At 64.1% G+C, this 20909-nt stretch carries 24 protein-coding genes; 17 read left to right on the top strand and 7 right to left on the bottom strand.

The window, feature by feature from the left end; translation table 11 throughout:
- Positions 1-70: 70 nt before the first annotated feature.
- Entirely contained in the window at positions 71-1015 is a 945-nt protein-coding gene (locus ABIB66_RS19090) for a helix-turn-helix domain-containing protein (RefSeq protein ID WP_354255216.1), read from the top strand.
- Positions 1016-1096: 81 nt separating this feature from the next.
- Here ABIB66_RS19090 and ABIB66_RS19085 read toward each other — a convergent pair whose 3' ends face one another.
- Entirely contained in the window at positions 1097-1849 is a 753-nt protein-coding gene (locus ABIB66_RS19085; RefSeq protein WP_354208251.1) for a 16S rRNA (uracil(1498)-N(3))-methyltransferase, read from the bottom strand.
- A 210-nt stretch (positions 1850-2059) separates the two neighbouring features.
- On the opposite strand from ABIB66_RS19085, the gene ABIB66_RS19080 reads away from it, so the two are divergent.
- Together ABIB66_RS19080 and ubiA are read left to right on the top strand one after the other, a co-directional pair.
- Entirely contained in the window at positions 2060-2719 is a 660-nt protein-coding gene (locus ABIB66_RS19080) for a hypothetical protein (RefSeq protein WP_275172395.1), read from the top strand.
- A complete protein-coding gene (gene ubiA, locus ABIB66_RS19075) occupies positions 2716-3648 on the top strand; it encodes a 4-hydroxybenzoate octaprenyltransferase (protein ID WP_354208250.1) in 933 nt (310 codons plus the stop codon). The genes ABIB66_RS19080 and ubiA overlap by 4 nt, the downstream gene beginning before the upstream one ends.
- Here the strand turns inward: ubiA and ABIB66_RS19070 are convergent.
- On the bottom strand, positions 3645-4163 hold the full coding sequence (locus tag ABIB66_RS19070; protein WP_354208249.1) for a DUF6101 family protein: 519 nt from the start codon (positions 4161-4163) through the stop codon (positions 3645-3647). The two genes, ubiA and ABIB66_RS19070, sit on opposite strands and share 4 nt — an antisense overlap.
- Before the next feature lie 264 nt (positions 4164-4427).
- Between ABIB66_RS19070 and ABIB66_RS19065 the strand changes: the two genes are divergently transcribed.
- The 7 genes from ABIB66_RS19065 to ABIB66_RS19035 all read left to right on the top strand — a co-directional run bounded on the left by ABIB66_RS19065 (position 4428) and on the right by ABIB66_RS19035 (position 10616).
- Entirely contained in the window at positions 4428-5831 is a 1404-nt protein-coding gene (locus ABIB66_RS19065; RefSeq protein ID WP_354208248.1) for a TldD/PmbA family protein, read from the top strand.
- Positions 5818-6636 carry an inositol monophosphatase family protein gene (locus tag ABIB66_RS19060; RefSeq protein WP_354208247.1) on the top strand — a complete coding sequence of 273 codons (819 nt, stop codon included), beginning with the start codon at positions 5818-5820 and terminating at the stop codon, positions 6634-6636. The genes ABIB66_RS19065 and ABIB66_RS19060 overlap by 14 nt, the downstream gene beginning before the upstream one ends.
- Positions 6637-6696: 60 nt before the next feature.
- On the top strand, positions 6697-6939 hold the full coding sequence (locus ABIB66_RS19055) for a DUF4170 domain-containing protein (protein ID WP_007596929.1): 243 nt from the start codon (positions 6697-6699) through the stop codon (positions 6937-6939).
- Positions 6936-7649: a lysophospholipid acyltransferase family protein gene (locus ABIB66_RS19050; protein WP_354208246.1), complete on the top strand. Its 714-nt coding sequence runs from the start codon at positions 6936-6938 to the stop codon at positions 7647-7649. The genes ABIB66_RS19055 and ABIB66_RS19050 overlap by 4 nt, the downstream gene beginning before the upstream one ends.
- Positions 7612-8958 carry a 3-deoxy-D-manno-octulosonic acid transferase gene (locus ABIB66_RS19045; RefSeq protein WP_354208245.1) on the top strand — a complete coding sequence of 449 codons (1347 nt, stop codon included), beginning with the start codon at positions 7612-7614 and terminating at the stop codon, positions 8956-8958. The genes ABIB66_RS19050 and ABIB66_RS19045 overlap by 38 nt, the downstream gene beginning before the upstream one ends.
- Positions 8951-9967: a tetraacyldisaccharide 4'-kinase gene (lpxK, locus tag ABIB66_RS19040; RefSeq protein ID WP_354208244.1), complete on the top strand. Its 1017-nt coding sequence runs from the start codon at positions 8951-8953 to the stop codon at positions 9965-9967. Before ABIB66_RS19045 ends, lpxK begins: the two co-directional genes overlap by 8 nt.
- A gap of 313 nt (positions 9968-10280) precedes the next feature.
- The gene (locus ABIB66_RS19035) at positions 10281-10616 is read left to right on the top strand and encodes a GYD domain-containing protein (protein WP_007596925.1); all 336 of its coding nucleotides are present in this window, start codon (positions 10281-10283) and stop codon (positions 10614-10616) included.
- 380 nt (positions 10617-10996) lie between these two features.
- Here the strand turns inward: ABIB66_RS19035 and ABIB66_RS19030 are convergent, their stop codons facing one another.
- Positions 10997-11191, bottom strand: coding sequence for a hypothetical protein (locus ABIB66_RS19030; protein WP_275172402.1), 195 nt, complete (start codon positions 11189-11191; stop codon positions 10997-10999).
- Between the two features lie 441 nt (positions 11192-11632).
- Between ABIB66_RS19030 and ABIB66_RS19025 the strand changes: the two genes are divergently transcribed.
- The gene (locus ABIB66_RS19025; protein ID WP_473318817.1) at positions 11633-12016 is read left to right on the top strand and encodes a hypothetical protein; all 384 of its coding nucleotides are present in this window, start codon (positions 11633-11635) and stop codon (positions 12014-12016) included.
- A 16-nt stretch (positions 12017-12032) separates the two neighbouring features.
- Here ABIB66_RS19025 and ABIB66_RS19020 read toward each other — a convergent pair whose 3' ends face one another.
- A complete protein-coding gene (locus ABIB66_RS19020; RefSeq protein WP_007596922.1) occupies positions 12033-12260 on the bottom strand; it encodes a DUF2093 domain-containing protein in 228 nt (75 codons plus the stop codon).
- Between the two features lie 175 nt (positions 12261-12435).
- Between ABIB66_RS19020 and ABIB66_RS19015 the strand changes: the two genes are divergently transcribed.
- Together ABIB66_RS19015 and ABIB66_RS19010 are read left to right on the top strand one after the other, a co-directional pair.
- Positions 12436-13260, top strand: a complete 825-nt coding sequence (locus ABIB66_RS19015; protein WP_354208243.1) for a dienelactone hydrolase family protein — start codon at positions 12436-12438, stop codon at positions 13258-13260.
- A 181-nt stretch (positions 13261-13441) separates the two neighbouring features.
- Positions 13442-13627, top strand: a complete 186-nt coding sequence (locus tag ABIB66_RS19010; RefSeq protein WP_354208242.1) for a hypothetical protein — start codon at positions 13442-13444, stop codon at positions 13625-13627.
- A 313-nt stretch (positions 13628-13940) separates the two neighbouring features.
- Here the strand turns inward: ABIB66_RS19010 and xseA are convergent, their stop codons facing one another.
- Positions 13941-15581, bottom strand: a complete 1641-nt coding sequence (xseA, locus tag ABIB66_RS19005) for an exodeoxyribonuclease VII large subunit (protein WP_354208241.1) — start codon at positions 15579-15581, stop codon at positions 13941-13943.
- 118 nt (positions 15582-15699) lie between these two features.
- On the opposite strand from xseA, the gene ABIB66_RS19000 reads away from it, so the two are divergent.
- Genes ABIB66_RS19000 through ABIB66_RS18990 form a run of 3 tightly spaced genes read left to right on the top strand, consistent with a single transcriptional unit; the run spans position 15700 to position 17659 of the window.
- Positions 15700-16809, top strand: coding sequence for an alpha/beta hydrolase (locus ABIB66_RS19000; RefSeq protein WP_354255212.1), 1110 nt, complete (start codon positions 15700-15702; stop codon positions 16807-16809).
- The gene (locus tag ABIB66_RS18995; RefSeq protein ID WP_354208240.1) at positions 16806-17360 is read left to right on the top strand and encodes a hypothetical protein; all 555 of its coding nucleotides are present in this window, start codon (positions 16806-16808) and stop codon (positions 17358-17360) included. The genes ABIB66_RS19000 and ABIB66_RS18995 overlap by 4 nt, the downstream gene beginning before the upstream one ends.
- The gene (locus ABIB66_RS18990) at positions 17360-17659 is read left to right on the top strand and encodes a winged helix-turn-helix domain-containing protein (RefSeq protein ID WP_018453460.1); all 300 of its coding nucleotides are present in this window, start codon (positions 17360-17362) and stop codon (positions 17657-17659) included. Before ABIB66_RS18995 ends, ABIB66_RS18990 begins: the two co-directional genes overlap by 1 nt.
- Before the next feature lie 270 nt (positions 17660-17929).
- Here ABIB66_RS18990 and ABIB66_RS18985 read toward each other — a convergent pair whose 3' ends face one another.
- Complete coding sequence (locus ABIB66_RS18985) at positions 17930-18610, bottom strand: hypothetical protein (protein ID WP_354255209.1); 681 nt, start codon at positions 18608-18610, stop codon at positions 17930-17932.
- A 490-nt stretch (positions 18611-19100) separates the two neighbouring features.
- Entirely contained in the window at positions 19101-19352 is a 252-nt protein-coding gene (locus tag ABIB66_RS18980; protein ID WP_354255206.1) for a hypothetical protein, read from the bottom strand.
- Positions 19353-19614: 262 nt separating this feature from the next.
- Between ABIB66_RS18980 and purD the strand changes: the two genes are divergently transcribed.
- Complete coding sequence (gene purD, locus ABIB66_RS18975; protein ID WP_354208239.1) at positions 19615-20898, top strand: phosphoribosylamine--glycine ligase; 1284 nt, start codon at positions 19615-19617, stop codon at positions 20896-20898.
- The last annotated feature ends 11 nt before the right edge of the window (positions 20899-20909 follow it).

The raw sequence follows: 20909 nt of genomic DNA, 5'->3' as shown, positions 1-20909 counted from the left end.
GCAGAACATGGATCAAAGCCGTCTAGTCCCTGCTCGCGAGGGAATGCAAAAGAGAGCGGCGGATCGCTTGATGTCGTTCCAGGATCTCAAGCCGTCCTCGGCGCTCGAGCTCAATTCGTATGACATCGATCATTTCGGCGAGACCGAGAAATACGCCGGCGCATCGAGCATGCCGTTGTCGGCCGGGGCTACCCCGATCATGCGTGCCCGGCTCACCTTGCCGACCCTGACCCTGTCGCTGTTGAAAACCTTCCCCCGGATCATTCGAGGCTATCAGTTCACCAATGCTGCCGCAGTGGCGGTCCCGATGGATCACGTGACCTCTGCCCGCATCAACGGGCAATCGATGGGCGGTTCTGTCCTGGTATTGAAAGGTGATTCAGATTGCCTGGTGCATGAGCCGGAGGGGCGTCTGCTGGCAGTGGTCTACTTCAGTCCATCCGGGCGGGAGCCATTGCCTGAATTAGGCGATGGATGCCATTTGCTGAATCCGGCGCCGGACGTGCTTGCCTCGCTACGCCGTCTGATCTCGATATCGCTTGAAACCGCAGCAAATGACCCAGACTTCTTGAACGAGCCGGCTTCGCAAACGATTGTCGAACAGTCACTGCTCAGCACGATGGATGCGGCGATCTGGTCCAGCGTCGCAAGCGGACCTGTGTCATCCACCACCGAGCATTATCGGCGGATCGTAGCCGATATGGAGAAACTGATCCGGCGCGATCTGATGATCTGGCACAAGACGACCGAACTGGCGGAGCAGGCGGGCGTGTCGGTCCGGACTCTCCAGAGTGCGACACGGGCCATCTGCGGCATGAGCCCACATCGCTATAGCCGGGTCTTGCGCCTCTGGTCGGTGCGCAAGCAACTGCGCACCGGCCGAGCGGGCCGGAGTGTGAAGTCCTGTGCGCTTGCGCATGGCTTCTGGCATCTCAGCGAGTTCGCAGCGAGCTACAGAGAGGCTTTCGGAGAGTTGCCTTCCGAGACTCTGAACCGATCGCTACGAGGCGAATAGCACGGCGCGGTCGCCCTCTACCTGGTTCGGTGGCCTTGGGCTGCTCAGATGATCGGCAGCCGGAAGGCAACCAATGCTTGCCTAGCCGCGTTCGCCACCCCAGTCGCCCAGTACCGCCTGCACCATCGCCAGCGCGGCCACTGCGGCCGTGTCGGCCCGCATGATCCGGGGTCCCAGCGCCAGCCGCAGGATTTTCGGCTGCCGCAGTAGCAGCGCCCGCTCTTCCTCAGCAAAGCCGCCTTCGGGGCCGATCAGCACGTCGATGCCCTCCGCCGCGCCTGCGCCTTGCAGACTCTGAATGGGGTTTTCGAGCTCCGCCGCCTCGTCGCAGAAGATCAGCAGCCTGCCGGCGGCGCGCTGGCTGAGGAATCGCTCCAGCGGCACCGGCTCGGCAACGGTGGCGATGCTGAGAATGCCGCATTGCTCGGCCGCCTCGACAACATTGGCGCGCATCCGCTCGGTATTGACGCGGGAAGCCTGGGTAAATCGTGTCAGCACCGGCTGAAGCGAGGCAGCGCCCATCTCGATGGCCTTCTGCACCATGTAGTCGAGCCGGGCATGCTTGAGCGGGGCGAAGACGTAGGCGAGATCGGGCAGCCGGTCCTGCGGCCGGGTCTGCTGGAGGATGACGAGGCCGTCCGGCCGCTTGCGGCCTTCAATGGCAGCCTGCCATTCGCCGTCGCGGCCGTTGAACGCCAAAACCTCGGCCCCGACGGCAAGCCGCAGCACATTGCCGAGATAATTGCTCTGGTCGCGGTCGAGCTCGACCCTGCCGTCCTGGGCAAGGGGGGCATCGACGAACAGGCGGGGGCCGCGGAAATCGTGGGAAGGCATCGTTCAAGGGTCCGATTTGCCGCCGTTCTTAACCGAAAGCAGTACTTTCGGGGTAAATTTTGCCAAATTGGTGCGTCGGCGCGCCGCGCTCTTGCCCTATTCAACGGGTTGTTAAGGGCCGGCGGGAATCGTAAAATCGCGAGCACGCTGGTTGCGCTTCAATTGGGAAGACGCCGAACCCCGCAAGCTCCTGCCGGAGAGACTGCCTTGATGATCCGTCATTTGATGGTTCCGATCACTGCCGCCATGGTCACGATGGGCGCCGTGTGTGCCTATGCGCAGGGTTTCCCCGCGCCGCTGCCGGGCCAGGCCCCAACGAGTTCCGCCTTCCCGCCCGTGAATGGCTCGGCGCCCGTCGCCTCCGTCGGCGGCGCGCCGCAATCGTCCTTTCCCGTGAACGGCGCCGCACCCGTCGGTGGCGCCGGCGCCTTCAGCGCGGCCCCGCCGACGCAAGCCGGTCCCGGCGAGGACTGCATGAAGGCCTTCATGCCTCTGCGCGAGGATGCCGAAAAGCGCGGCAAGCTGATCAAGGCCGCGAGCGACCGTCACGCCCCGCCTGACGAGGCCTGCAAGCTGATCCGCAACTTCAGCCAGGCTGAGACCAAGATGATCAAGTACATCGAGGCCAACGCCTCGAAGTGCGGGATTCCGGCGCAAATCGGCGCGCAGATGAAGGACGGCCACAAGAACACCGAGGCGATGGCCGCGAAGGTCTGCAATGTTGCGCAGCAGATGCAGAACCAGCCACGCGGTCCGGCCGGTCCGTCGCTGAGCGAAGTGCTGGGTTCGGGCTCGGCGCCCGAGGCCAATGCGGGCAAGAAGGGCGGCAGCACCTTCGACACACTCAACGGCAACGTCCTGACCCGATGAGCGACACATCCGCCCGAGTTGCCGATTCCACCGGCAACTGGGTCGATACGCGCGCACCGCAATGGGCGCGGCCTTATCTGCGCTTGTCCCGCTTCGATCGTCCGATCGGCTCCTGGCTCCTGTTGATGCCGTGCTGGTGGTCGGCGGCGCTCGCCGCCGGCATGGCGCATGACGTCCGCGGCCTGCCGCTCACCATCGTCCTGTTCTTCGTCGGCGCCTTCGTGATGCGGGGAGCAGGCTGTACCTGGAACGACATCACCGACCGTGACCTCGACGACAAGGTCGAGCGCACCCGTTCACGGCCGCTGCCGTCGGGCCAGGTGAGCGCGAAGCAGGCGCTGGCCTTCATGGTCGCGCAAGCGCTGATCGGGCTCGTGGTGTTGCTGCAGTTCAACCGCTTCGCGATCCTGACCGGCATTGCCTCGCTGCTGATCGTCGCGATCTACCCGTTCATGAAGCGCATCACCTGGTGGCCGCAGACCGTGCTCGGGCTCGCGTTCTCCTGGGGCGCCCTGATGGGATTTGCCGTCACCTTCGGGCGGATCGACGTCACCGCGCTCGTGCTCTATGCCGGCGCGATTTCCTGGGTGATCGGCTACGACACGATCTATGCGCATCAAGACGCCGAGGACGATGCGCTGATCGGCATCAAGTCCACAGCGCGCCTTTTCGGCGCGCATACGCACCAGGCGCTGATCCTGTTCTACGGCCTGGCGGTGCTGCTGATCGGCGTGGCGCTGGCGTCGGGCGATGCGCGCTGGCCAGCCTGGCTCGGACTTGTGGCCTTCGCCGTGCATCTGGCCTCGCAGATCGCGCGGCTGAATATCAGCGACGGCGATCTCTGCAAGCGCCTGTTCTATTCGAACCGCGACGCGGGATTTCTGCTGTTTGCGGGTTTGCTCGCCGACGCGGTGATGCGAGCGGCTTAACTCCGTGCGATGATCTCGCGCTCATCGCGATGCACCGACAGCTCGCGTGCGACACCGGTGCGACGGCGCATCAGAAATTTCGGGCGGCGGTCGCGGATCGCGTTGGCGCGGCGACGGCGCGGCGCGGGTTTGCGCGCGCCTTCGTCGAGCTGCGGAAGTGCGAACAGCTCGCTCCAGATCGCCCAGGCCTCAACGAGTTCGTCGCCATCGGCGCTGACCAGCAGCGGAATGGAGAGCGAGGGATCGCGATGCACGAGGACGAGGGTCTGGGCCTCGTCGTTGCCGCGCAGAGCGACGCCGATGAAGTCGCTGACGCGGACGTTGATCGCCATCCGCATGCCGCGGACGGCACGGTGCAGCACGACGCGTTCGCGATGAAGCTCGATCTGCCGGACATATCCGTCGGCGCGCGGATCATGCGCATCGAAGCGAACCGGAAGGGAAAGGGGGTCGAGCCGCAGGGAGCGGCTCGACCCGGCGGGAGCGATCCCGCTTGTTGCTGTTTGACGCCTCACGGCTTTAGTTCTCCCCGCCGGGATTATGTTCCCGGTCGATGCGAGGACCTTAGCGCGCGGCTTTCCGAAACCGCTTAAAAAGGCTGGTTAATCCAACCTCACCGCCGCGCATGATTGACAAGACCTTGGCGCGCATGATTGACGAGACGTTGCGCGCAAGGTGCGAATCTGAGCTTTTGGTGGGCTGAAAATGCTTGAAGTCCGCGCGATCAGGGCACATCTGTGGGTTCCGGTCCCGCAGCCCGCCCCAACAGGATTTCGTTTGTGAACCCTTCACCAAGCTCGACGCTTTCGCCCAAGGATTCGTCCACAGCCAGCCGCGACCTGTTCGACCAGTCTGCGCTCTCCGATCTCGCGCAGCGGCTGGTGGAGGCGGCCAAGCGGGCCGGCGCGGATGCGGCCGATGCGGTCGCCGTGCGTGGCGTCTCGCAAGGCGTCGAGGTCCGCGACGGCAGGGTCGAGGAATCCGAACGTTCCGAGGGCGACGATGTCGGCTTGCGCGTGCTGGTCGGCCGGCGTCAGGCGGTGGTCTCGACCAACGACGCCAGCGGCGATGCCGTGACCAAGCTTGCCGAGCGAGCGGTTGCGATGGCGCGCGTCGCGCCCGACGACAAATATGTCGGCCTGGCCGATCCCGCACTGCTCGCGCGCGACTTCCCCGATCTCGATCTGCTCGATCCTGACGTGCCCGCGACCTCCGAACTCGAGCGCCGCGCGCTCGAAGCCGAGGCTGCGGCGCTCGGTGTGAAGGGCGTGACCAAATCCGGCGGCGCTTCGGCCTCCGCCGGCATGGGCGGCATGGTGCTCGTCACCAGCACTGGTTTTCACGGCTCTTACCTGCGTTCCAGCCAGGGCATCTCCGCCACTGCCATTGTCGGCGACGGCACAGGCATGGAGCGCGACTACGATTTCACCTCGGCGCCGCATGGTGCGGACCTCTTGTCGCCGGAGATCGTCGGCCGTTCCGCGGGCGAGCGCACCGTGGCGCGCTTCAATCCGCGCAAGGTCGAGACCTGCAAGGTGCCTGTGGTGTTCGATCCGCGCGTCGCGGGCTCGCTGGTCGGTCACGTCGTCGGCGCCATCAATGGCGCTTCGATCGCGCGCAAGACCAGCTTCCTGAAGGACAAGCTCGGTCAGCAGCTGTTCGCCAAAAACATCCGCATCATCGACGATCCGCTGCGCAAACGCGGCCTGCGCTCGCAGACGTTTGACGCCGAAGGCGTTGCCGTGAAGAAGATCGCACTGATCGACGAAGGCGTGCTGACGACCTGGCTGCTCGATTGCGCCACCGCGCGTGAGCTCGGTCTCACCACCACCGGCCACGCCCATCGCGGCGTCTCCTCTTCGCCGTCGCCCGGGCCGTACAATCTGCATCTTGAACCCGGCACGCCCACCCCGGCCGAGCTGATCTCCGACATCAAGCAGGGTTTCTACGTCACCGATTTGATCGGCTCGGGCGTCAACGGCGTAACCGGCGATTACAGCCGCGGCGCCTCCGGCTTCTGGATCGAGAACGGCGAACTCACTTATCCCGTGAGCGAGGTGACGATCGCCGGTCATCTGTTCGAGATCTTCAAGTCGATGCAGCCGGCGAACAATCTCGAGTTCCGCTACGGTGTCAATGCGCCGACGGTGCGCATCGAGGGTTTGACGCTTGGCGGACGTTGACGCGAACGCAACGGGTGAAGGCATCCAGGCGCGCGACGCGGCGCTGCTGCAAGACACGGTGCGGGAGGCGGGGGCACTCGCGCAGTCGATGTTCCGCACCGAGCTGAAGAAGTGGACCAAGGGCGCGTCCTCGCCGGTCTCGGAAGCCGACATTGCCGTCAACGATCTCCTGGAATCGCGCCTGCGTGCGGCGACGCCCGACTATGGCTGGCTGTCGGAGGAGAGCGCCGACGACGAGGTGCGGCTGTCGCGGCGGCTGACCTGGATCGTCGATCCCATCGACGGCACCCGCAACTACCTCAATGGCCATGACGAATGGTGCGTCAGCGTCGCGCTGGTCGAGGATGCCTCGCCCGTGCTCGCCGCGGTGTTCGCGCCGACGAGCGATGAGTTCTTCTTCGCTGCCCGCGGCCAGGGCACGACCCTCAACGACGTGCCGGTGCGGGCGAGCGCGGGATCCGAGCTCGACTTCTCGCGTGTCGCGGGTCCGAAGCCCCTGGTCGAGCGCCTTAAGCCGTCACTGGGCGAGATCAAGCTGCATCCGCGAATCGGTTCGCTCGCGCTGCGTCTGTGCCGGGTCGCCCATGGCGCGCTGGATGCGGCTTTTGCGGGCGGCAACAGTCATGATTGGGACCTTGCGGCGGCGGATTTGATCGTGCAGGAAGCCGATGGTAGGATGAGCGATCTCTCCGGAGATCCCATCCTCTATAACCGCCGGCAAGTCACGCATGGGGTGCTGGTGGCAGCGGGTCGCGATCGTCATGCGAGCATTGTCTCGCATTTTCGAAACCGCCCCTTGCCGTGAAGCGCTTTCTCGTGCTTGTCGAACACTGCTTTGCCGGGCAGCCCGTTAGGAACAGAACCGATGCCAGATAGTGCCCCGCAACAACTGCTCCACCTCGTCGTCGGCGGCGAGCTCGTCGATCTCGAGCACAACACCTTCAAGAACCTCGACGACGTCGAGATCGTCGGCCTCTACCCGAACTATGCGACCGCGCACGCCGCCTGGCGCGCCAAGGCGCAGAGCACGGTCGACAACGCGCAGATGCGCTATTTCATCGTCCATCTCCACCGGCTGCTCGACCCGAATCAAGAACCGGCGCGTTGAAAAAGCTGCTTCGCAATACGCTGAGGAGCAGCTTCGTCCAGCGTGCCGTCGGAATCCTGGCGGCCGAATATCTGCGTCTGGTCTGGCGGACGAACAAATTCACGTTCGACCCGCCGGACGTCTATGACCGGGTCGAGCCGCAGATCCCGGCGATCTTCGCGTTCTGGCACGGCCAGCATTTCCTCACCCCCTTCATCAAGAACAAGGACCGGTACAAGGCCAGGGTCCTGATCTCCCGCCACCGCGACGGCGAGTTCAATGCGATTGCCGCCGAGCGGCTCGGCATCGGCACCATCCGCGGGTCGGGCGACCATGGCAGCGCGTTTCACCGCAAGGGCGGGGTCGGTGCCTTCAAGGAAATGGTGCGGACGCTCCAGGACGGTTGTAATGTCGCGCTGACCGCCGACGTCCCCAAGCGCTCGCGCGTGGCCGGGCTCGGCATCATCATGCTGGCACGGGAATCGGGGCGGCCGATCATGCCTTTTGCGATGGCGACCAGCCGCTTCGTCCGGCTCAAGAACTGGGACCGCACCACCATCAACCTGCCGTTCGGGCGGGGCGCATTGGTCGGCATCAAGGAAATCCACGTTCCGCCGGATGCGAACGCCGCCACCATGGAAGCGCTGCGGCTCGAGCTGGAGGAGACCTTGAACGAGGCGACCCGCCAAGCCTATGCCCAACTCGGCCGGCCGGGACCTGCAGATGCCTAAATCGCTGCCCGGCTCGCTGCCGTTGACGCTGCGGATGTACCGGCGCCTGGCGCGCGGCCTGGTGCCGCTCGCGCCTGCGCTGATCAAGCGGCGCCTCAAGCAGGGCAAGGAAGATCCCGCGCGCGTCGGCGAACGGCGGGGCCTGTCCCGGGACGTGCGGCCGCACGGTCCGCTGGTCTGGATTCACGGCGCCAGCGTCGGCGAGGTCCTCGCCGCGGCGGCCCTGATCGAGCGCTTGCGCGATCTGAACCTGCGCATTCTGCTCACCTCGGGCACGGTCACGTCGGCTGCCATTGTGGCAAAGCGCTTTCCGCCCGACGTCATCCATCAATACGTGCCGTATGATTCCCCCCGTTATGTCGCGCGCTTCCTCGACCATTGGAAGCCGTCGCTGGCGCTGTTCATCGAATCCGATCTGTGGCCGAACCTGATCCTGGCTGGCGCTGCGCGCCGCGTGCCGATGGTGCTGATCAACGGGCGGATGTCGCCGCGCTCCTTCCCGCGCTGGCGCCGCATGCAGGGCACCATCTCGGCGCTGCTGTCGCGTTTCGACATCTGTCTGGCGCAGTCGAAGACCGATGCCGAGCGCTTCTCGACGCTCGGCGGCCGCGATGTCGTCACCACGGGCAATCTCAAGCTCGACGTTCCGGCGCCGCCGGCCGACCCCGCCAAGCTCGAACGGCTGATGGCGATGACGCGCGGGCGTCCGATCATCGTCGCGGCCTCGACCCATCCGGGCGAGGAGGAGATGCTGGTGGCGGCGCATCGCAGCCTTAGCGGATTCTTTCCGCAGCTCCTGACCGTGATCGTGCCGCGCCATCCGGATCGCGGCTCCTCGATCACGGGCCTGATCACGGCGTCCGGCCTGAAGCCGGCCCTGCGCTCGCGCGATGAGCTGCCGACGGCGGCCACCGACGTTTATGTCGCCGACACCATGGGCGAGCTCGGCCTGTTCTATCGTCTCTCGGAGATCGTGTTCATGGGCGGATCGCTGATCCGCCACGGCGGCCAGAATCCGATCGAAGCGATCAAGCTCGGCGCGGCCATCGTCCATGGTCCGCACGTCTTCAATTTCGCCGATGTCTACGAGGCGCTCGATCACAGCGGCGGCGCGCGCCAGGCCGACACGCAGGAACTGCTGATCAAGCAGCTTGGCCAGCTGCTCGCCGATTCCGCCCTGCGCCAGAAGATCCAGCAGTCGGGCGCCGGCGTGGTCGAGGATCTCGGCGGCGCGCTCAACCGCACCATGACCGCGCTCGAGCCTTATCTTCTGCAGTTGCGGATCGAGATGGGGGCCGCCAATGCGTGAGCCGGCCTTCTGGTACCGGCCACGTTCCCTCGAATCCTACGCATTGGGGCCGCTGGCTGCGCTCTATGGCGCGATCACCGAACGCCGGATGCTGCGCGGTGGCGTCGACGCCGGCATCCCCGTGATCTGCGTCGGCAACTATCATGTCGGCGGCGCCGGCAAGACGCCGACCGTGCTGGCGCTGACCAAGCTCTTGCGCGAGCTCGGCGAGACGCCGGTGGTGCTCAGCCGCGGCTATGGCGGCAGCCTCAAGGGCCCGGTGATGGTGGACCGGATGCGTCACACCGCTTCCGATATCGGCGACGAGCCGCTGATGATGGCGCGCGACGTTCCTGTCACGGTTGCGCGCGACCGCCTCGAGGGCGTCGTGCTGGCCAAGTCGCAAGGCGCTACCGTGATCCTGATGGACGACGGTTTCCAGAACCCTCGTCTTCTCAAGGACACCTCGCTGATCGTGATCGACAGCGAGCGCGGCCTCGGCAACGGCAGGGTGTTCCCGGCCGGTCCCCTGCGTGCGCCACTGCAGGCGCAGCTCGCGCGCACCGACGCGCTGGTCGTGATCGGCGGCGGGCGCGCCGCCGACGATGTCGCCGCCGAGCTTGCCAGGCGCAACAAGCCGGAGCTGCGCGCGCGGCTGAGACCCGAGACCGAGTCGGTCGCAAGACTATTGGGCAAGCCGGTGTTCGCGTTCGCCGGCATCGGCGATCCCGAACGGTTCTTCCGCAGCTTGCGTGCCAGCGGCATCGAGGTCGCGCGCACGCGCGCCTTCGCCGATCATCACATGTTTTCAAACGACGAGATCGCAGCCCTCGCCACAGAGGCGCAACGCGAGCAGCAAACGCTGGTGACGACGGAAAAGGATCTCGCGCGTCTGCGCGGCCGCGAAGGCGTGCCGGACGGCATCGTGCCGTTCGCCGTCCAGCTCGAGTTCGACGACCCGGCTGCGCTCCGGCAATTGATCAGCGATCATCTCTACAAGGCGCGCGAGCGAAGATTCGGCAGGCGATAATGTCGGACGGCGCGCGAACCGCGCTCGCACTCGTTGTGGACGCCACGGTGTGACGAAAAGCATTTCCTGCGCGGATGCGATATGTGGCAACCGAGGTGACATGTCGCGGCTGACGAATTCCCTTCCGCATGTTGGGCAGTTGATGTAGCCTTTCATGAGAGCCGTCACCGGGACGTGCCGAACTCCCGGAAATCATCGACGGCGTTTATGCCCACGGCGGGCAGTACCTTCATCATTTCAGATGCAGCAGCCGTAACGACGAGTTCGGAACGGCAGGGAAAGTCATTGCCAAAAACCCAGAGGAGAACATGCCATGCATTTTTGCCTCACCGGACAATACACACCACGCGCTCTCAATGCCATTTTGGAGAACCCCAAGACCGATCGTCAGGAGGCGGCAAGAAAACTCATCGAAGCGGCCGGCGGAAAGCTGATTTCGATGTTCAGCGTTGCGGCCGACGGCCCAGGCGTTTTGGTGATTTTCGATGTGCCTGATCCGGGTGCGGCTCCGGCCATTTCCGGCCTGACCGTCACGGCGGGCACCCTGCAGAACGTGAAATTGACGCGGCTGTTCACGCAGGACGAGATCAAGCAGGTCCGCCAGAACGCGGCGAAGCTGCGTTCTTCGTATACCCCGCCCGGAAGCTGACATCCGGATCTAAAGCGAAGCCGCCGCAGTCGAACGAAGCGGCGGCAACGCTCACCTCACAGCAAGAATAATGTTTGCAAGCCGAGGCAAGGCGAAGGCCTCCTGCGTCGTTGACGGACAATGCTGTACGACGCGTGCTGCGTCCGGCGTCATAGGTCCGACCGAACGCGCTTGCCAGCGGCCTCGGTAACGGCCTGCGATTGCGGTTCAGCAGTCAATCATGCTCACCACGCCCCAACGGCCATCAATCCGATAATGGTCAGGCACGAGACGCAGGCCACCATGGCGGTATAGTACTCGGGTGTATTCATTGCTGCCTCCCAAACTGTTGCCAACTGCTTGGTCACTGCTACGGGAGAAATCGCCGGTCTCGGGCCGCTTCAATTCGGCGTGCCGCGACCGGTCTTGCGTTGTGTGTCCGTCCTCTCATCGTCACCCTGATCCGGATGATGATGCGCTTCGAGAGCTTCAGAGCGTTCAGCTGCGATCAGAAGCTGTTTCCGCATTTCAGCGAGGCGGGCGCGGCAATACTCACGATAGAGCAGGTTTAATATGGTGGGCATGATCACCCCCATCGTTGATTTTCGATTTACAAATATTCCACCGCGAATTTTCGAGGTGATCGTAGCCCGACAGATGGCTCTTCGATATGAGCCCGTTCACAGACTGCGCCAATTCCAGAGCTCAGTGGCCGTTTGGTTGACTTGATTGTCTGTGCGATAAAAAGAGCAGGGCCAATTACCTAAGATGAAGCATAGCGGCGCTCTGTTTCAGCAAGACTTCGTCAAACAACCTAAGAGCGCCAATCGCAACAAAGAATCCAACCACAACGCGAAATGACTAACCACGGAGTGCAAGCACTCTCCGATGCAACGCGGATCGGCGTGACGGAGATCATTTGCGGTGAGACGCGCACTTCATGCGCGCGCGAACATCGTCGCGACGCCGATGCGGACCATTTCCATGCCTCGCGATAAGCTGCACATTTCGTGCTGCGTCGACAGGGCAGCTGCGCTTTGCTCGCCGACGGCAGCCGCCATTCAGGCGTCGTTCATCGCAAAACTCCTAACCGTTCAGACGATCAGGAGAGTTCGATGAAGCTGCCGTCCGCGATTGTTGTCGCCAGCGTTGCGTGTCTGATCGCTGCGCGCGTGCTTGCACAGACGACGTCGCCCGCTGCTTCAAGCGCGACAGTGCCGGTGCCCGCAACCAAGCGCGTGACGTGCCTCAGCTCAACGCAAAATCTGAAGGGACAAGACAAGCGCGACCAGATGCAGCTCTGCATGGCGCAGGCGCGGCTTGATTGTCTGAAGCAGGCGATCGATCAGAAGATCGTCGGCGAGACCAGGAAGAGTTTCATCAAAACCTGCGTGGGCGCGGATGGCACGGAGCAGCACTAGACGCGCGGCCGCCGCCTCACGCTTGCGGCTTGGGCGCGCCCGGGTAATGCCGCTCGAGCACGGCGGCGGGCGTGGCGTAGGCTTCCTGCAAATCCACGCTCCAGTATTTCAACTCGTCGAGCGGGATGCGCGTATCGGTGATCGCGCAGCGAACGAAAGTCCCCGGCGAGATCACGCGGAAATCGCCGTCGAGATACTGCACCTGCGCTTCGCCATGGCCCGAGGGGCCGAACTTGTTCAGCACGGTCGAAAGTCTCCGTGGAAGGCCGCTCCGGAGTCACCTTGGAGGGCACGATGTGTTGGACGGGATGTAGCATAGATAGGGTGGCTTGTCCGCCCGGTAAACCCACCGGTTTGTGATGTTTTGGCGCCGTTTCCGCATGATAGTGCTTGAGCGAAGGATCCAACGGCAAAGTTCGATGCGCCTTCCGTTCACCGCCCTGTTCCTGACGTTCCTGATCTCGGCCGCGCACGCGTCGCCGGCGCCGCAGCCGGTTGAGATTCCGCTGGCGTCCGGCGTGCTGCATGCGCAGCTCTACAAGCCCGAGGGCACGGGGCCGTTTCCGACCGTGATCGCGCTCCACGGCTGCGGCGGCCTCGGTGGCCATTCCGATTCCGTGCTGCCGCGCTACCGCGAGTGGGCCGAGCGGCTGCTCAAATCCGGCAACGCCGTCCTGCTCCCTGACAGCTACGGCTCGCGCGAGCTCGGGCCGCAATGCCGCGTCAAGGAGATGCACGTCAAGGCGCGGCGCGAACGCGTCACCGACATCGTGGCGTCGCGCGCCTGGTTGATGCGGCAGAGCTGGGTTGCGCGCGACCGCGTCAGCCTGATGGGCTGGGCGAATGGCGCCAGCGCGCTGCTCTGGGCCGTGCGTCCGCAGAGCCTTGCGCGCGATGTGGGCCCGGATTTCCGCGCCGCGATCGCGTTCTATCCGGACTGCAGGATTTCCGCTGGCCTGGGGTGGAGCACACGGGTGCCGACGCTGGTGCTGATCGGCGGCAATGACGACGTCTCGTCGCCGCCGGCCTGCCGCCAGATGGTCGATGGTGCGCATGGCCGCAGCGCGCTCGCGCGCATCGTGGTCTATCCCGGCGCCTTTCACGACTTCGATCGCGCCAACACCCCGCTGCACGCACTCGCCGGCAGCACCGATGCGGCGGCGCCCGAGCACGGCCATCTCGGCACCGATGCGCAGGCGCGCGCGGCGTCGCAGAAGGAGGTCGCGGAGTGGCTGGCGCGGTAGCCTGGAATGAGCGGGCTCGCCGCGCCGTAGCTCGTGAGAAGCGAAGGCGGGGCCGCCCTTGGGAACAACAGCGGACAGCCCCGCATCGACCACCGCCCTGCACGGAAAATGGCCGACCGTGACTCTACGGATCGCGCGCCGTGATGGTTTCAGCATGTGACGACGCCATCATTCGACCACGATGTCGATTAAACGCAATCTCATGCGCAACCGCTTCGTCCTGTTCTCCTCCGCCCTGATCGTCTTCACCGTCGCGGTCTTCCTGTTCGAAGCCCATCTCTTCGAAGCCCATGCCGGCGCGCCGCAACTCGCGCCGGAACATTGCGGCTTCTGGACCACGATCGACGCGGGATTGTCCTGCCGCTAGGGCGAACTGCTTCCACACCGTCATTGCGAGCGCAGCGAAGCAATCCAGAGTCCCTCCGCGGAAAGATTCTGGATTGCTTCGCTGCGCTCGCAATGACGAGGTTGGGGCCTCTCCATCGTCGTCCCGGCCTAGTGCGCAATTGCGCACGGGGGGCCGGGACCCATACCGCGTGATCTATCAATTGCGCGTGGCATCAGTCCCGAGCGACCAGTTTTCGCCAAACCTCTCCCTGTGGTTATGGGTCCCGGCCCCCGTGCGCAATTGCGCACTAGGCCGGGACGACGCCGAGGGTGAGGCGATGCCGCCGCTCCGCCTAAAACAAATTCCCCTGATCCACCGGCTTGCCCACGCGCTTCGGCGCTGGCTTGGCCTCCTGCGCAGCCGGCTTGGCTTGCGCCGGCGCGCGCTTTGCCGTCGGTGCTGCACGATCCGCATCCGCGGTCGCACCCACGCGTCCATCCGCAAACTCGATCTCGACCCTTGCACCGGGGCCGACGCTGTCGGCCGCATGCACGGGATGGCCGGCCTCGTCGCGCACCAGCGCAAAGCCGCGCGCGAGCACGCCGCGATAGGACAAGGCGGAGAGCAGCTTGCCGCTGTTCTCGACGCGGGCATCCAGCCGATGCAACAGCGTCACCAGCGCGCGGCCCGCGCGCTCGGCAAGGCGATGCGTGCGCTCGCGCTGGCGGTGAATCGCGTTGCGTTGCGCCTGCGCATTGGAGAGCTTTGAGGCGCGCAAGCGCACCTCCAGCCCGGCAAAGCGGTCGCGCCGCCGCCGCAGCAGCGAGCGCGTGGACAGCCCGAGCCGCTCGCCGCACACGGTGAGGCGATGATCGGCCTGCGCGATCTGGCCGTGCAGCACCCGCAGCGTCAGCTTGGCGCCTGCGGCGGTGAACCTTCGGAAATGCGCATGGGTGTTGGCCTTGAGGCAGCGGGGCAGGGACGCACCCGCCGAATCCAGCCGCTGCCGCTGGATCGCCAGCAAATCGCCGGCGGCCGGCAGCGCGCGCGCGGCGGCACGCAGCTCGCTGCGGCGGCTCTCCTGGCCGCGTTGCCAGCAGGACCGGGTGCGTCGCCCCAGATCGCCGACCTCGACAAAGAGATCGCTGCGCACCGGCACCGCCATCTCGGCCGCCGCCGTCGGCGTCGGCGCGCGCTTGTCGGCGACGAAATCGATCAGCGTGATGTCGGTCTCATGCCCCACGGCCGAGATCAGCGGGATCATGCTCTCGGCCGCGGCGCGAACCACGATCTCCTCGTTGAACGACCAGAGGTCCTCCAGCGAGCCGCCGCCGCGCGCGACGATCAGCACGTCCGGGCGCGGAATCTTCCCGCCCTCCGGCAGCGCGTTGAAGCCACGGATCGCGGCCGCGACCTGCTCGGCCGAGCCTTCGCCCTGAACTTTCACCGGCCACACCAGCACGTGGCGGGGAAAGCGGTCCTCCAGCCGATGAAGGATGTCGCGGATCACGGCGCCGGTCGGCGAGGTCACCACGCCGATCACCTCCGGCAGCCACGGCAGAAGCTGCTTGCGCGCTTCGTCGAACAGGCCTTCGGCGGCGAGCTTCCTCTTGCGCTCCTCCATCAGCGCCATCAGCGCGCCGATGCCGGCCGGCTCCAGCGCCTCGATCACGATCTGGTATTTCGAGGAGCCCGGATAGGTCGTGAGCTTGCCGGTGGCGATGACCTCAAGCCCCTCCTGGGGCTTGAAGCGCATCCGGCCGTGCACGCCCTTCCAGATCACCGCCTCGATCTTGGCGCTCTCGTCCTTGAGCGCGAAATAGCAATGGCCGGAGGAATGCGCCCCGCGGAAGCCGGAGATCTCGCCGCGGACCCGGACATGGCCATAGGTGTCCTCGACCGTCCGTTTCAGGGACTGCGAGAGCTCGGAAACGGTGAATTCGGGAGTGTTGAGCAGGGGTTCCGCAGACGGCATCGGCAAACGATTCGGCATGTTGGGATCAGACCCGACGTTAAGGATTTTTGCAGCGCGGCGCCAATCCGGGGATTGATCAAGAGAGTACTCTGTATTATAGAGTTCTCTATATTTTATCGGTCTGAGAGGTGTGGTCATGGCAATTCGACTGCTGCGCGGCGTTTTGAACGGGCTGAAATGGGCCCTGTGTGCGGTCGGCGGCGTGGCGCTGATCCTGGCCGCCATGATCGCAACGCCGCTGGAGCGACCACCGGAGATGCGATCGGTCTCCGACTCCGCCAAGGGCATCGATTGGTCCACGCTGCCTCCGCTCGAGCGCTTCCAGGCCCGCGACGGCACCTGGATCGGCTTCCGCCACTACGCTGCCAAAGCGTTTTCAAGCGAAGTGGAAGCCGGTTCGCGTGAAGAAAACGCGTCAAAACAAGAATCCGGAGCCCCGTTCCGATCCCATCGGAACGGAAATGGCTCCGGCCCCGCCACGGGTCGCGGCGCGGTCTTCATCCACGGCTCGTCCGGCTCCAGCGGCACCGTCAATCATGCCCTGACCCATGCCATCGCCTCGCGCGGGGTGGAGACCTGGGCGCTCGACATCCGCGGCCATGGCGGCTCCGGCACGCGCGGCGATATCGGCTATGTCGGCCAGCTCGAAGACGACCTCGTCGACTTCGTCGCTCAAATCCGCAAGACCGCCCCGGAGCTGCCGCTCACCTTGATCGGCCATTCCGCAGGCGCCGGCTTCTCGCTGCGCGTCGCCGCGACACCGATCATGCAGGACATGTTCGTGCGCACCGTGCTGCTCGCGCCCTATCTCGGCTATGACGCGCCGACCAACAAGCCGCATGCCGGCGGCTGGGCCAATGTCGACCTGCCGCGCTTCTTCGGGCTGGCCACGCTGCGCAAGCTCGGCATCGACTGTTGTTCGCAGCTTCCGGTGCTCGCGCTCGCCGTGCCCGCGACTTCGGCAAAGTACCTCGTCTCCACCTATTCCGATCGCCTGACGCGCAATTTCGCGACGCGCGGCTATCGCATCGATCTTCCGGCAACGACACGCCCCATCACGATCTTCGGCGGCGCCGAGGACGAGATGATGATCTCGGATAAATATGCGGAAGTCGTGCAGGCCATCAAACCGTCGGTCGACGTCAGGATCATCGACGGCATCAACCATATGGGCATCGTCACCAACCCGAAGGCGATCTCGGTCATCGCCGACGATGTGGCAACGCGCGGGGCAGGGCAGTCATGATCGACAGCAAGGAAGCCTCCGCGGCGCTGGCCGATATCGACGATATCGTCCAGCGCGTGAAGCAATCGCAGCTCTATGAGCTGGCGAGCTTTGCTGCCGTCTGGTGGGGCGTCTTGGTGTTCGCGGCCAATCTCGTGACCTGGCTTTGGCCGGTTTATGCGGTCTACGCCTGGGTTGCCGCGGACGCGTTGGGCGCCGGCGGTCTGGTGGCGCTGCGCATTTTCAATCCGCCGCACCGCGCCCATGGCGCCGCCTTCAACGTCAGACTGCTCCTGGTGTTCGTGCTGTTCTTCGCCTTCGGTTATCTCTGCACCAATTTGCTCGGTCATTTCGGTCCGCGCCAGCTCGGCACGTTCTGGCCGCTCTACTTCATGCTGTTCTATACGCTGGCGGGTCTCTGGTTCGGCTATGCCTTCATGGCGATCGGTCTCGGCATCTCCGCGCTGACGCTGATCGGTTATTTCTACATCGGCGAGGCGTTCCCGCTCTGGATGGCCTTCGTCAACGGCGGAGGCCTGATCCTCGGCGGCCTCTGGATGCGGCGGATCTGATGGCCGAGCTCGACGACATCATCCACCAGCCGTTGCGGCTGAAGATCATGGCGGCGCTAAACGCGTTGCCGGCCACCGCAGGATTGGAGTTTTCCCGGCTGAAAAAGCTCACCGGCGCGACCGACGGCAATCTCGGCGCGCATATCGAGACACTCGCCAAGGCGGGCTACGTGTCGGTTGAAAAAGCCTTCGTCGGCAAGAAGCCGCAGACCACCGTCACCGCGACCGCGGCGGGCCGCGGCGCGTTCGCGCGGCATGTGGCGACGTTGCAGGAGATTATTGCGGGGAAGCAGGGGTAGGCCATTGGTCAGACTGTACCGTCGATTGGTTATCACGAACAACGACGTCGGCTTCGAAAGGAGTAGCGAGCTTGCGTTTCGTGTCAGGTCTTTTTCGTAGCAGGAGTTTTCATTTTGCTAGACATCTCTGCGAACCCCTGTCCGCTGCGCTATGCCGAGGGCTCCGCGCCTCGCCCCGTTGCTCCACCGAGCCCGGTGGCAACTGACTCGATCGCGTCCTTGAGAAGCAGTAATCCTTGTGGGGCGACTGCCCGTGTACTCTCACATAACTTACTCGTCGCTTGCATCGTCCATTGCTATTTCGGCAACGGGTTGCCTGGCACTTTCGTTTCTTTGCCACGCTTTCAATAGCGCTGAGGCCTTTTTACGAATCGCGCGCGGACGACCTGCATTTGCCAACACTTCCAAACGCGAGAATGCCTCTCCCTTATCGAGGAAAAGGCCGACGACATCATCACGCAGCGGATGGGTTACGCCCGTGTCTGAGCTGCTTTGCCAACCGCGCATCGCCTGGAGAGCACTTAGAAAGCCCTCATCGTCACGAGTTGCTGCAGCGATATACTGCCTCGCAATGGACGCGCTGCCGAGCTGAACCCAGCAATAGAGTGCGTCCAAGGGGCTCGGCAGGGTGATTATCCTCTTCACACCGAACGTTTCGTATCGTCGGGTGATGAGTATCACAGCTTCATCAAGCGCCTCACGGCTGAGCCATTGGTTTTCAGGATAGGATCTGTTGCCCTTCGGCAGACCGTGGGCAAAGCCCAGATCGCGGACCAAATGGGACAGCCAATTGATGGCTTTCCCTCTCGTTACGATGTCGGAGAAATCCGACGGCTTATTCTTCTCCACCAAATGAACTGCTTTGCGCCAGAGTTCACTCCTCCCAAATTCCTGGATGCCCACGGCCTCGACCGCCAATTCGTCCATCGTCAGCGCAAACGCCCAAGCCATGCCATCTGCTTCGGACGTCGAAAGTGAGCCCGCTGGTTGATCCAAAAGTCGATCCAGCAGTAGATCAACGAAGTGCCCTCTTCGTTCATGCTCCCGCCTTAGCAACTCTAACAGGAACGCCTTGGCTCTTCCTACGCTGGTCGCGCATGCCTTGCGAAATGAGATATCTCCGTCAACTCACGGCTTGATGCCTTGAACTTTAGCTCCGCGACTTTGCGAAGCATGTCTCGCTGGGTTTTATCGCTAGGTATGGCATGCCAAGCAGCAAGCGCTAGCTGCCAATTTCGACCGTGCGTGAATAACTCGGAATAGAGTTCTCCAAGGATGGAGTGGTACTCATTCCATGCCATTGCTATCTTGCCGATAGCGATGGCGTGCGCGTCTCGCGCGTCCTGCCCGTGAGGCTTGTATTCAGTCATGGCTTGCCAAAGAATTCGCTGTTGTATGTGGATCAGGGGTTGAACAGCGGAAAAGCAGCGCGAGCACTAGTTCATTTTGGGCCGACGCTGTAGCAGTTCTCAAACATCATGACCGAGTCAGCTTTGGGCTCTGGTCGTCTGAAGAAGCAGAACGACGTGGTAGTGTTGTTCTGTACTGTGACCAGGATTTTTCCATCGGGGGTCATTGATGAGCCAACGATACGCCCCTTGCTCATCAGCAAGCCCGGGAGGTCGACGGTCTGGGCATGTGCTGGGGGAACGCTGGCAATAAAGGTGGCGACGGCTATGGTACCGAGGCGCATAATAGCTCCATGACTAACAATCTAAAGGCGAAAGATTAGTGGAGCTTTGGAAAAAGGCAAACGGAACGCCCCGGCTAGAGCCGGCGCAATAAGTGGATCTTAATCAACCTGGTGTTGGGCGTCAGAGCTGAAGAAGCTCTTGTCCGGCTTGGCCTTGCACTGTTCGAAGCCAATGTTGCAGCGTCGGTGGTCCGTTTCCCCTTGAGCCCCACCCCGATTCATGCGACCTCCGCCACAGCAAACCCCTCATTTCGAGCCTTCGATGCACATTCTCCTGCTTGGTTCCGGCGGCCGCGAACATGCCCTGGCGTGGAAGATCGCAGCCTCTCCCCTGGTGACCAAATTCTGGTGCGCGCCGGGCAATGCCGGGATCGCGCGCGAGGCGGAATGCGTGGCGCTCGACGTCGCCGACCATGCCGCCGTGATCGCCTTCTGCAAGACGAATGCGGTCGAGCTCGTGGTGGTCGGCCCGGAGACGCCGCTGGCGGCCGGTATCGTCGATGACCTCACCGCCGCCGGCATCAAGGCGTTCGGGCCGGACAAGATCCCCGCCCAGCTCGAAAGCTCGAAGGGCTTCACCAAGGCGCTGTGCACCGAATTCGGCATTCCGACCGGCGCCTATGAGCGATTCACCAACGCCGCCGATGCGCGGGCTTACGTCCAGAGCCAGGGCGCGCCGATCGTGGTCAAGGCCGACGGCCTTGCCGCCGGCAAGGGCGTCGTCGTCGCCAAGTCGGTGCGCGAGGCGGAGGACGCCATCGCCATGATGTTCGAGGGCGCCTTTGGCGAGGCCGGCGCCGAGGTCGTGATCGAGGAGTTTCTGCCGGGCCGCGAGATCAGCTTCTTCGCGCTGTGCGACGGCGAGACCGCCATTCCGCTGGCGTCCGCGCAGGACCACAAGCGCGTGTTCGACCACGACGTCGGCCCGAACACCGGCGGCATGGGCGCCTATTCGCCGACGCCGCTGGTCACGCCGGCGATCCACGACGCGATCATGGCCAAGATCATTCTGCCGACGGTATCAGGCATGAAGCAGCGCGGCACGCCGTTTCGCGGCATCCTCTACGCCGGGATCATGCTGACGACGCAGGGCCCGAAACTGTTCGAGTTCAACGTGCGCTTCGGCGATCCCGAGTGCCAGGTGCTGATGCTCAGGATGATGTCGGACATCGTGCCGGCCTTCCTCGCCGCCTGCGACGGCCAGCTGAAGAACTTTGACCTCCGCTGGCATCCGGAGGCCGCGCTCACGGTGGTGATGGCGGCGAAGGGATATCCCGGCGACTATCAGAAAGGCACGCGGATCGAGGGGCTCGATGACGCCTCAGAGGTCGAGACCGCCGAGATATTCCACGCCGGCACGGTCGAGAAGGACGGCGCCATCCTCGCCAATGGCGGCCGCGTGCTCAATGTCTGCGCGCTCGGCAAGACCGTGACCGAAGCGCAAGGGCGCGCCTACCAGGCCGTCGACCGCATCAACTGGCCGGAAGGTTTTTGCCGCCGCGACATCGGCTGGCAGGCGGTGGACGCCGAGAAGTCCAAGAGCTGACAGGCTTTTTT

This window comes from Bradyrhizobium sp. F1.13.3 (assembly GCF_040548265.1).
GTDB lineage: Bacteria > Pseudomonadota > Alphaproteobacteria > Rhizobiales > Xanthobacteraceae > Bradyrhizobium.
The sequence above is the reverse complement of the archived record's forward strand: the minus strand, read 5'-3'. Positions and strand labels throughout refer to the sequence as shown.

What these genes read in the sequence shown, in the direction of transcription:
- ABIB66_RS19010 (WP_354208242.1), top strand. Translation starts at nt 13,442, where the DNA reads ATGTCGATTAAACGCAATCTCATGCGCAACCGCTTCGTCCTGTTCTCC.
- ABIB66_RS19000 (WP_354255212.1), top strand. Translation starts at nt 15,700, where the DNA reads ATGGCAATTCGACTGCTGCGCGGCGTTTTGAACGGGCTGAAATGGGCC.
- ABIB66_RS19035 (WP_007596925.1), top strand. Translation starts at nt 10,281, where the DNA reads ATGCATTTTTGCCTCACCGGACAATACACACCACGCGCTCTCAATGCC.
- ABIB66_RS18995 (WP_354208240.1), top strand. Translation starts at nt 16,806, where the DNA reads ATGATCGACAGCAAGGAAGCCTCCGCGGCGCTGGCCGATATCGACGAT.
- lpxK (WP_354208244.1), top strand. Translation starts at nt 8,951, where the DNA reads ATGCGTGAGCCGGCCTTCTGGTACCGGCCACGTTCCCTCGAATCCTAC.
- ABIB66_RS19015 (WP_354208243.1), top strand. Translation starts at nt 12,436, where the DNA reads ATGCGCCTTCCGTTCACCGCCCTGTTCCTGACGTTCCTGATCTCGGCC.
- ABIB66_RS19055 (WP_007596929.1), top strand. Translation starts at nt 6,697, where the DNA reads ATGCCAGATAGTGCCCCGCAACAACTGCTCCACCTCGTCGTCGGCGGC.
- ABIB66_RS19085 (WP_354208251.1), bottom strand. Translation starts at nt 1,849, where the DNA reads ATGCCTTCCCACGATTTCCGCGGCCCCCGCCTGTTCGTCGATGCCCCC.
- ABIB66_RS19090 (WP_354255216.1), top strand. Translation starts at nt 71, where the DNA reads ATGTCGTTCCAGGATCTCAAGCCGTCCTCGGCGCTCGAGCTCAATTCG.
- ABIB66_RS18985 (WP_354255209.1), bottom strand. Translation starts at nt 18,610, where the DNA reads ATGGCTTGGGCGTTTGCGCTGACGATGGACGAATTGGCGGTCGAGGCC.
- ABIB66_RS19080 (WP_275172395.1), top strand. Translation starts at nt 2,060, where the DNA reads ATGATCCGTCATTTGATGGTTCCGATCACTGCCGCCATGGTCACGATG.
- ABIB66_RS19030 (WP_275172402.1), bottom strand. Translation starts at nt 11,191, where the DNA reads ATGGGGGTGATCATGCCCACCATATTAAACCTGCTCTATCGTGAGTAT.
- ABIB66_RS19045 (WP_354208245.1), top strand. Translation starts at nt 7,612, where the DNA reads ATGCCCAACTCGGCCGGCCGGGACCTGCAGATGCCTAAATCGCTGCCC.
- ABIB66_RS18990 (WP_018453460.1), top strand. Translation starts at nt 17,360, where the DNA reads ATGGCCGAGCTCGACGACATCATCCACCAGCCGTTGCGGCTGAAGATC.
- ABIB66_RS18980 (WP_354255206.1), bottom strand. Translation starts at nt 19,352, where the DNA reads ATGCGCCTCGGTACCATAGCCGTCGCCACCTTTATTGCCAGCGTTCCC.
- xseA (WP_354208241.1), bottom strand. Translation starts at nt 15,581, where the DNA reads ATGCCGAATCGTTTGCCGATGCCGTCTGCGGAACCCCTGCTCAACACT.
- purD (WP_354208239.1), top strand. Translation starts at nt 19,615, where the DNA reads ATGCACATTCTCCTGCTTGGTTCCGGCGGCCGCGAACATGCCCTGGCG.
- ubiA (WP_354208250.1), top strand. Translation starts at nt 2,716, where the DNA reads ATGAGCGACACATCCGCCCGAGTTGCCGATTCCACCGGCAACTGGGTC.